11 protein-coding genes are annotated in these 9,754 nt (G+C 48.2%); 8 read left to right on the top strand and 3 right to left on the bottom strand.

What is annotated here, in order from left to right:
* Positions 1–210 precede the first annotated feature (210 nt).
* From Q0R17_RS18315 to Q0R17_RS18325, 3 genes are all read left to right on the top strand, one after another.
* Positions 211–549, top strand: coding sequence for a DUF779 domain-containing protein (locus Q0R17_RS18315; protein WP_293937710.1), 339 nt, complete (start codon positions 211–213; stop codon positions 547–549).
* A 111-nt stretch (positions 550–660) separates the two neighbouring features.
* The gene (locus Q0R17_RS18320; RefSeq protein ID WP_293937712.1) at positions 661–1,668 is read left to right on the top strand and encodes a DUF475 domain-containing protein; all 1,008 of its coding nucleotides are present in this window, start codon (positions 661–663) and stop codon (positions 1,666–1,668) included.
* A 209-nt stretch (positions 1,669–1,877) separates the two neighbouring features.
* Positions 1,878–3,494 (top strand): methyl-accepting chemotaxis protein, encoded by a 1,617-nt coding sequence (locus Q0R17_RS18325; protein WP_293937714.1) that lies wholly within the window; start codon positions 1,878–1,880, stop codon positions 3,492–3,494.
* A gap of 161 nt (positions 3,495–3,655) precedes the next feature.
* On the opposite strand, the gene Q0R17_RS18330 is transcribed toward Q0R17_RS18325, so the two are convergent.
* Positions 3,656–4,549 carry a LysR family transcriptional regulator gene (locus Q0R17_RS18330; protein WP_293937716.1) on the bottom strand — a complete coding sequence of 298 codons (894 nt, stop codon included), beginning with the start codon at positions 4,547–4,549 and terminating at the stop codon, positions 3,656–3,658.
* A gap of 116 nt (positions 4,550–4,665) precedes the next feature.
* Here Q0R17_RS18330 and Q0R17_RS18335 point away from each other — a divergent pair, with 116 nt between their 5' ends.
* Together Q0R17_RS18335 and Q0R17_RS18340 are read left to right on the top strand one after the other, a co-directional pair.
* The gene (locus Q0R17_RS18335; RefSeq protein ID WP_293937718.1) at positions 4,666–5,265 is read left to right on the top strand and encodes an FMN-dependent NADH-azoreductase; all 600 of its coding nucleotides are present in this window, start codon (positions 4,666–4,668) and stop codon (positions 5,263–5,265) included.
* A gap of 234 nt (positions 5,266–5,499) precedes the next feature.
* The gene (locus Q0R17_RS18340; RefSeq protein WP_293937720.1) at positions 5,500–6,357 is read left to right on the top strand and encodes a pirin family protein; all 858 of its coding nucleotides are present in this window, start codon (positions 5,500–5,502) and stop codon (positions 6,355–6,357) included.
* Positions 6,358–6,415: 58 nt separating this feature from the next.
* On the opposite strand, the gene Q0R17_RS18345 is transcribed toward Q0R17_RS18340, so the two are convergent.
* A complete protein-coding gene (locus Q0R17_RS18345; RefSeq protein ID WP_293937722.1) occupies positions 6,416–6,841 on the bottom strand; it encodes a VOC family protein in 426 nt (141 codons plus the stop codon).
* A gap of 85 nt (positions 6,842–6,926) precedes the next feature.
* Between Q0R17_RS18345 and soxR the strand changes: the two genes are divergently transcribed.
* Complete coding sequence (gene soxR, locus Q0R17_RS18350) at positions 6,927–7,391, top strand: redox-sensitive transcriptional activator SoxR (RefSeq protein ID WP_293937725.1); 465 nt, start codon at positions 6,927–6,929, stop codon at positions 7,389–7,391.
* Positions 7,392–7,399: 8 nt separating this feature from the next.
* Here the strand turns inward: soxR and Q0R17_RS18355 are convergent, their stop codons facing one another.
* Positions 7,400–7,855, bottom strand: a complete 456-nt coding sequence (locus tag Q0R17_RS18355) for an NUDIX hydrolase (RefSeq protein WP_293937727.1) — start codon at positions 7,853–7,855, stop codon at positions 7,400–7,402.
* 302 nt (positions 7,856–8,157) lie between these two features.
* On the opposite strand from Q0R17_RS18355, the gene Q0R17_RS18360 reads away from it, so the two are divergent.
* A complete protein-coding gene (locus Q0R17_RS18360) occupies positions 8,158–8,964 on the top strand; it encodes a glycosyltransferase (protein WP_293937729.1) in 807 nt (268 codons plus the stop codon).
* Positions 8,965–9,074: 110 nt separating this feature from the next.
* Positions 9,075–9,754 (top strand): glycosyltransferase (locus tag Q0R17_RS18365; protein WP_293937731.1); only part of this gene is annotated, 680 nt, incomplete at its 3' end.

Here is a 9,754-nt window from a genome sequence, read left to right on the forward strand (position 1 = left end):
CGTTTACTTTGGGCCGATTCGACTAGGTTCGTTTGATGAGCGACAGGTAACAGGTGCAAAAAATGATTACTTAACTTTAACGCGAAAAGTGTCACCTATGTCTGTGGACTAAAGTGTTACCTATGTCCTTGACCTTTACAGGTGGGGCCTCGTGCCCACGCGTAATGCAGCGCACATAACCATTCTTACGCTTAAAAAATGGAAATAAACATGGCTAACGATGCCAAAGTCAGCGCCACACCCGCTGCGCTAGATTTAATTGCCAAACTGGCTGCCAAATATGGTGAGCTGATGTTTCACCAATCAGGGGGCTGCTGCGATGGCAGCTCGCCGATGTGTTTTCAGGCTGGGGAATTGATTATTGGTGATAGCGATGTACTACTGGGCTATATAGGCGGCATGCCGTTTTATATAGGGGCGGCGCAGTTTGCTTACTGGCAACATACTCAGTTAATTATCGATGTGGTGCTCGGCCACGGCGGGATGTTTTCTTTAGAGGGGCCAGAAGGCTTGCGCTTTTTAACCCGCTCCAAACTTTGCCCCCTATAACTTACTTACAGAGCACCCACCAAGGTGAAAGATCTTAATTACCCTAAGTAATGATGCACTTGTTAAAATCTCAGTATTGAAATACAGATCCCTTACATACCGAGACGCTCAATGTTGTCACACCTACGCTTTTTTAAAAGCTCATTTATCATTACGCTACTGGGCCTCGCTGCCGCCTACGCCTTGGGCGGCCCTAAGGCTATGTTTATTGCCGCTATTTTATCGGTATTAGAAGTATCGCTCTCTTTTGATAATGCGGTGGTGAATGCCACGGTTTTAAAAGATATGGATGCCGTCTGGCGTAAACGATTTATGACCTGGGGCATGTTAATTGCCGTGTTTGGCATGCGGGTTATTTTTCCGGTATTAATTGTGGCGGTGATTGCTCAGCTTAGCCCTTGGGCGGCACTCACCATGGCCATCCAGCAGCCTGAGCAATATGCAGCCACTTTAACCTCTTCGCATATTATTGTGGCAGGCTTTGGTGGTGCTTTTTTAATGCTGGTGTTTTTAAAATTCTTTTTTGACCAAAACAAAGAAGTACATTGGCTACCGATAATTGAATCACCCTTAGTTAAAATGGGGAAAATGGGCGGGATTGAAATTGGTCTTTGTTTAGTTATTGTTTATTTTATTTCCACACAACTTGCCCATCATAGCCAACTCGATTTTATTCTAGCGGCCATTACAGGAATCATTACCTACATCATTGTGGATGGCTTTGGCGCTTTATTAGGTGGTGAAGAAAACCACGGCCAAACTGCCGTAGTAAGAACAGGATTTTCTGCCTTTATGTATTTAGAGGTATTAGATGCCAGTTTTAGTTTTGATGGTGTCATTGGCGCATTTGCTCTATCTAACAATATTTTTATTATTGCAATTGGCCTAGGCATTGGCGCAATGTTTGTGCGATCTCTAACAATTATGTTTGTAGAAAAAGGGACTTTGGATCAATTTAGATATTTAGAGCATGGTGCTTTTTATGCTATTGGCGCATTAGCCTTTATTATGTTTATTGGCACTTTCCATGAAATTCATGAAGTTGTTACTGGTTTGATTGGCGCAGGCTTTATTATAATTTCATTAATTGCTTCTCTTAGATATCAAAAAAATCATTAAACTAAAATGGGACAGAAGGCGATTTATCCAAGGCCTTCCTGTCCACTGCCTGATTAAATTCTGACAAAAATAAACAATATAAACTCACTTCTCTTTCACGAAATGCTAATAAATCCTTGCCCGTTTATCAGCTTACTTAATTAATTGTTTTACATTAAACAAATCGGTTCTACCTTTTAAAGGTCATTCTGACTTTAAATGAGAACAAAATGAAAGTTAAGCACAAGCTAATATTATTATCCGGCAGCCTAATCGGCATTATTTTAATGTTAGCCGCGCTTAGTCTTACTTGTTTAGAAAGTGGATCTAAAAACTTTCAAACCACCATTGCAGATCGAGTGATGCCTTTAGTGCAGCTCAAATCCGTATCCGATATGTATGCCATTAATATTGTAGATACGGTACACAAAGTAACCAATGGCAGTATGAATACCGCAGATGGCTTAAAAAACGTCCAAATAGCCAGAAAAACCATCAAAGAACAATGGCAAACCTATCACGCCACCGAGCTCACGGCAGAGGAAAATAAGCTGGTAGAGATTGCCGATAAAAATATGCTACCCGCTGCTACAAGCTTTGATCAACTCGAAAAACTCTTAGCCAGCAGCAACTTTGCCGCCATCAATGAATATGCCGCCACAACGCTTTATCAAAGCGTTGATCCCATTACCGCTACAGTAGATAAACTGATTCAACTACAGCTCAATGTGGCCCAAGAAAATTTAGCGGCATTTAAAGAGAGCCATAACCACGCCATATATGGCGGCGCAGCATTTGTGCTTATCGCCACCTTGGCGGGCATCTTGCTTTCTGGCTGGATTTTGCGCTCGCTACTCAACGATTTAGGCGGCGAGCCAAGTGATATGCGTACCGCAGCCACGCGGATTGCAGAAGGCGATTTAGCCTCCCCCGTACATGTGCCAAGCAATATGCGAAATAGCTTAGCAGGCGCAATGGAATCAATGCGCACCCAACTGGCCACCTTGGTAGAAAACATCCAAAGCTCATCCAACCAACTTGCCACTGATGCCGCACAAACCCGCAGCAGCAGCCAAGAAGTACACGAATCTGCCGGAGAGCAAAGCGATGCCGCCGCGCGTATGGCCGCTGCAGTTGAAGAGCTTTCAACGGGGATGTCGCATCTTAAAGATTATTCAAGCTACGCCTATGAAGTTGCTACCGCATCCGGCAAACACGCCGAGCAAGGCGCACAGGCTTTAGATGAACTCACCAAAGAAATGCAAATTGTGGCCGATAGCGCCCATACCGTCACCGAAACCGTTAACCATTTAGAAGAACACAGTGCCAGCATTGGCCGTGTAGCAAGGGTGATTCAAGATATTGCCGAGCAGACTAATTTACTCGCCTTAAATGCCGCCATCGAAGCCGCCAGAGCAGGGGAGCAAGGCCGCGGCTTTGCTGTTGTGGCCGATGAGGTCAGAAAACTTGCCGAGCGCACCACCCAAGCCACGCGCGAAATTCAGGAAACTCTAGGTACTATCGCCAGCACCACCCACGCCGCAGCCAGCAATATGCGTAATAGCTTAAGCCAAACTGAGCTTGCTTTAGAGCATGCAAACCGCAGTAGTGAAGTGCTGATCTTGATTAAGCAAAGCGCCGCTGAAACCAAGGACGCCATGGCAAAAATTACCGATGCCTTGGCCGAGCAAAATACTGCTGGTCAAGAGATTGCCGTAAATGTACAGCTGATTGCAGTGATGACAGAGCGCTCTTTCTCTGCATCCAAAGAAATCAATATCGCGGTAGATCATAATGCTGAGCTAGCGCAATCGCTGAGGCTAGCGGCGGTACGCTTTAGCTGCTAGCAACCTGTCTGACTTAAGCGTCCGTAGCGAAAAAACATCCAGTTTGAGACAGATTTTGAGGTTTTTTTGAGGCGAATAGCGGGCTATTTAACGAAAAAAAGCTCGGAATATGGCCAAATCCGGTGCTTTCGCAGTAGGGCCGTCTTAAGCCCGACAGGCTGCTAGGCCTTTAAAGCCCGCTCTAACTGATCTAAAAACACCCGTGTTTTAGCAGGCATTAAGCGGCGCTCTGGGAACACCGCCCAAGCCGCCACGGGGGGCAAGCACCAATCGGGCAAGATGCGCACCAACTCGCCTCGCTCCAAATAAGGCTTAGCAAAAGACTCGGTAACCGCCGCAATCCCCAGCCCACGGCAGGCCATACGGATCAGTAATTGTGGTGAATTGGCGCAAAACTTAGGCTGTGGCTGTATATGCTGCGTGGCTTTGCCTTTTTGCAAAGTCCAAGACTGCGCGCCACCGCTACTTTTTAATATCGCCAAGGTATGATGGCTATTTAATTGCTCCGGCCCATCGGGTAAGCCATTCACCGCCACATAGCATTGCGATGCATATAGGCCCACATTAAATAGCGCAATCCGCCTTGCAGCCAGCATGGCATCACTCGGTAAATCCCCCATCCTTAGCGCTAAATCAAAATTCTCTGCCAGTAAATCTACTCGGCGTGGGGATAGATCGATCTCTAAGCGGATTTGCGGATAACGCTGGCTAAATTCTTGTAAAAAATTATCCAGCACCAAAACAGCAAAATCACCAGGTAAAGACAGCCGCAGTAGGCCGCTTGGCTCGGCTTGCCGATGCTGCACCAACGCCACGGCCGCATCCAGCTCGCTGGCAATTTGCCGCGCATGCTCCAGCACATGCTGGCCAAACTCGGTGAGTACCAATTTACGGGTGCTGCGCAGCAATAATCGTTCGCCCAATGCCGTTTCCATATTGGCAATCCGCCGCGATACGGTGGATTTAGGCAGCCCCATCCGTTCTGCTGCGCGGGTAAAACTCCCTGCATCCGTCACTCGGGCAAATAACAGCAGATCATTGGCTTCTATCTTCATCGTCTCGACCATTGTTCCATCAATGGAACAATACTATCCATTTTAAGGACTTCTGCCCATTGTTAGATAGGATTACATTAGCATCATTCCAAGACACAACAAGCAAGAGAGCCAACATGAACATCTTACAAATCAACTCCAGCGCACGCAGCAACGGTGCTTTCTCTACACAGCTGGCTAATGTACTGGCGACAAAACTACTGAACAGCCATACAGGCTCAAAACTGGTGTTACGCGATCTAGCCACCAATCCGCATCCCGTGCTGGACGAGGCCACTTTAGGCGCACTAATGACCGCAGCTGAAGCACGCACCACAGCCCAAGCCGCCAGCGTTGCTAAAAGTGATGCGCTGATCGCCGAAGTACAAGCCGCAGACACGCTTATCATTGCCGCACCGATGTATAACTTTGGCATTACCGCCCAGCTTAAAAACTGGATCGACGCGATTGCCCGTGCAGGGGTAACCTTTAAATACGGTGCGAATGGCCCAGAAGGTTTACTTACTGGCAAGCAGGTTTACGTAGTGCTTACCCGTGGCGGCGTACATCGCGGCACAGCTAGCGACACCATTGCCGACTATATGCGCACGGTTTTAGGCTTTTTAGGCATGAGCAATGTGGAATTCATCTACGCCGAAGGCTTGAATATGGGCGATGAGATGCAAAGCAAAGGCATCAGCCAAGCCCACAGCGAAATCGAACTCGCCGTGGCTTAAGGCAAAACAACTCACAAAACCCAAATCTTGAACCACGGAGGACACAGAGAGTACGGAGTTAAAAACAAAAAATGGAGAAAAAACAGATAAAAATACCTCAGTAGATCATTCAATATATTGGCTATTTTTTTTATTGAGTCTCTTTGGTCTTCTCCGTGAAACTCTGTGCTCTCCGTGTCCTCTGTGGTTCAAGATTTGGGTTTCATATGCACAGTTAATTAATGGAGAACCACCATGGACACCAAACTTGTCACCCGTCCCCGCACTTTGGAAAGAAAAGTACAAGGTCGTCCGGTTATGGAAGGTGCGGGGGTTAAAATTTATCGAGCATTAACCCAGTCTTTACAACAAAGGCTCGACCCATTTTTGATGTTGGACGCGTTTAAAAGCGATGATCCACAGGATTATCTGGCGGGTTTTCCAGAACATCCGCACCGTGGCTTTGAAACCGTTACCTATATGATTGCTGGCAAAATGCGCCACAAAGACAGTGCAGGCCACGAAGGCCTGCTGGAAAATGGCGGTGTGCAATGGATGAGCGCCGCCAGCGGCGTAGTGCATTCCGAAATGCCCGAGCAGGAAAACGGCCGCATGGAAGGCTTTCAGCTGTGGCTGAACCTGCCCGCTGCCGAGAAAATGAGCTCGCCTTGGTACAAAGATTTTAAAACCGTACCCAGCATTATTACCGATGCGGGTGTAGCCGTGCATGTGATTGCAGGCGAAAGCCACGGCACCAAGGGGTTGGTTGAAAAAGCGGCCACCCAAGCGCTGTATTTAGATGTGCATCTGCCTGCAGGCAGCGAATTTACCCAAGCCATCCCTGCTGGGCACAATGCCTTTATCTATGTTTATCGCGGAGTGGTAGAGCTTGAAGGCAGTGCGGTTGCCAGCGAGCAACTGGCGATTTTGAGCAATGATACAGAGAGCGACGGCATCCGCATCCACAGCCCCGCCGCCAGTCGCGTACTGGTGTTTGCAGGCCAGCCACTGAAAGAGCCTATCGTGCAATACGGGCCGTTTGTGATGAACTCGCAGGAAGAGATTTCACAGGCAATGACGGACTATAGATCAGGAAGACTAGGAAAATTATAAGTGCTTGCTGCAGCATGAGGGTGGCCCCCTCATGTTGCAAATAAGGCTACTAAAACAGCTAAGCATACTCATTACGTTGCGCGGGCTGATCTGAGCTGTATTCAACAAGCTCAAACTGAATATCCTCGCCCAACATAAAATAGGCGCTATCACGATGAGCCGCTGTGCCGCCATCATGATCCAAGCTAAAACCTGCTGCTTCTAAAGCTTGCTTGGTTTGCGCCAATGACTGCACCACAAAACCCAAGTGCTTCACGCCAACTAGATGCGTTTTCCAACCAGGCGCCTCCCCTATTCCCCCACTTTGCAAGGCGATATAAGCAAAATCATCGCCGATATGCAGCCAATCAATTTCCGCTCCAAACCAATCCATCTTGCCCTTGCCGCGGATTTTCCAATGCGGGATGGCGGTAAGAATAAAGTGCACGGCTCGGTTCAGATCGCTCACCGTGATATTTGCATGCTCCAGATACGCTTGTTCCATGATGGCTACTCCTTAAGATTTAAATGCCATGCCACTATGCAAGTTAAAATAAACTTTAAGTCAAGCGTGTTTTGGAGCATTTTGCATGACCACTCTGATATCCATTGGCACCCTAGCCAAACGCTCTGGCGTAAAAGCCAGCGCGCTGCGTTTTTATGAGAGCAAAGGCTTAATCAACAGCGTGCGTAGCAGTGGGCAAACGCGGCAATTTCCAAGAGAAGTGCTGCGCAGGGTAGCTTTTATCCGCGTGGCGCAAAATGTCGGCCTAAGCCTAGAAGACATCGCCGCCGCGCTGGCCTCCCTACCCCAGCAAAGAACACCAACGTCTGAAGACTGGGCGCAGCTATCGCAGTCTTGGCGGCCCATGCTACAAGCCAGAATTGACGCACTATGCGCACTACAAACTCAATTGGATTCGTGCATAGGCTGCGGCTGTTTATCGCTACAAAAATGCAGCCTGTATAACCGCGACGACCAAGCCCGCCATCTGGGTACGGGGCCAAGGTTTTTAATGGGGGATAGCGCAGCTGATTTATTTTTAAAGAATTAAAGACATTATTAGCCTACTGATAGCACTCTACTTTTTAAAATATCCAGCAAGTTTTCCGGAAAAACAATTTCGTTTGTTGTTGCTAACTCCTCAAGTGTCCACCAACGGTGTTGCTTCATTACTTCCATTTCTAATGCACTCCAAGCCGCCTGGCTAGGAGCAACTTTATCCATTCGCACAAGAAAATAGCGTTCATCAGAAATCACAGATTCGCCATCCGGCAATTGCATCATAAATTCCAGCCGAGCAATTTCCTCGCTCATCGAGTAATTTTGTTGGCCAATTTCTTCAGCAAACTCCCTGGTAGCAGCTTCTGCAAAACTCTCATTATCCTCAACACCCCCTCCAGGAGTGGCCCAATGAGACTTTCCTGCCAAGGCACCCGTTGTGAATACAAAGTGAAATAGTAAAATATGATTTTCTGGTGATAACACCAGTAAACGTGCAGATGAGCGACGCCGCATTGGGTAAATCCAAATAGTGGTAGATTAATTTATACAATTAACTACAGATTAAATAAGCAATTAGGACTGTAATTATGTGTTTACTCCCCGCATTCCATACAATTTTTTTATGCTTAGACTCACCATAAAACTAATCACTCTAGAATATATGGCACTACTCCCTAAATCGTTAAACCCAGCAAGCAAATGCCAATCGCACCCTCAAACTAAAAACACCGATCTACCCAATTTACATTTCACCTCAGCACGCCCAGCCACAAAACCCGCTAAAATAGCCGCCTTTCTTTGCACAAAGCGCTTCGATGAACCGCACTGCCTTACTTATTCCGCACTTTAATAATCCACAGGGCCTAGCTGCGTCTTTGGCGTCTGTGGGTATACACGAGCAGATTGATGCTTTTATTGTGGATGATGGCAGTAGCAGGCAGCGGGTCGATGAGGGGGCATGTGCAAAAGCCTGGCAGGCGGAGGGCGAGTTGCATTTTATTTATTTGCCACACAATCAGGGCATCGAGCATGCGCTCAATGCCGGCTTGCAGGCAATTCTTGAGGCGGGCTATGAGTATATTGCCCGCTTAGATTGCGATGATCTATGCGCGCCGGACCGCTTTGCCAAGCAAGTGGCTTTTTTAGACAGCCACTCGGAGGTGTATTTACTAGGCAGTGCAGTGACATTTTTCGATGCCAGCGGGGATCGTTTTACGATTAATCAGCCACAGAAGCACGACGAAATTCTGCGGCAAATGCACGACGACAATGCCTTTACCCATCCTACCGTGATGTTTAAAGCCGCCGGTGCAAAAATACTGGGGCTTTATCCGACTGACTGTAAAGCCGCGGAAGACTTTGCCTATTTCTGGCGCTTTGTAGCGCATTACCAAACTGCGAATCTGGCCGAGGTGCTGACTAAAAGCGAATATAACGACGGGGGGATTTCCATGAGCCGCCGCCGCCAGCAGCAGGCGATGCGGATTAAATTGCTCTGGCGCTACTTTGATTACACACCACGATCTTTGGTAAAAATCAGCAAAGCGTCACTCAGCTTCGCCCTGCCGGTGAGTTTCACCCGTAAAATCAAACGTCTGCTGGGGATGGGGAAGTGGGATTAAACAGCAAATCCCCCTTTTACAAAGGGGGATGAGGGGGATTTAGTAAGTTCTACCCGCCCTACAATTGTTAATTAAAACGCGAAGCTGCACTCGCACAAACAGAAGCACACATGACACGCCTTATTTTACTGATACCGCATTTTAATAATCCTGCCGGGCTGATTAAGTCTTTAGCCTCCATCGCCCCCAGCGAGCAATGCGATGTGCTGGTGGTGGACGATGGCAGCACGCGTGCGCCGATCGAGCATACGGCGGCCAGAAATGCGTTTCAGGCACAGGGCGAGCTGCGGTTTTTAAACTTACCGGTGAATCGTGGCATTGAGCACGCGCTTAATTCTGGCTTAACGTGGATTACGTCCCGAGGCTACGAGCTGATTGCCCGCTTGGATTGCGGCGATGAAAACCTGCCGGATCGCTTCGCCAAACAAGTCGCTTTTTTAGATAAGCACCCCGATGTGATGCTGGTTGGCGGCGCGGCCAGCTTTGTTAATCAAGCAGGTGCCGAGCAATTTGTGCTGCGCCATCCAAGCGAGCACGCGGCGATTCGCCACGCCATGCGTAATAACTCGGCCTTTATTCATCCGGCGGTGATGTTCAGAAGCGCGGCTTTGGCGAGCACCGGCCCCTATCCGCTGGATATGCCTGCCGCCGAAGACTATGCGCTGTTTAGTGAATTCACCCGCCAGTTTAAAGTAGCCAACCTGCCCGATGTGCTGATCCGCTACGAGCTAGACCCTAGCGGCATTTCGCTGAGTAAACGCCGCCAGCAGCTCAAATCCCGCTTGGCCGT

The sequence above is a fragment of the Iodobacter sp. genome (assembly GCF_025352645.1).
In the GTDB taxonomy this organism is placed as follows: Bacteria; Pseudomonadota; Gammaproteobacteria; order Burkholderiales; family Chitinibacteraceae; genus Iodobacter.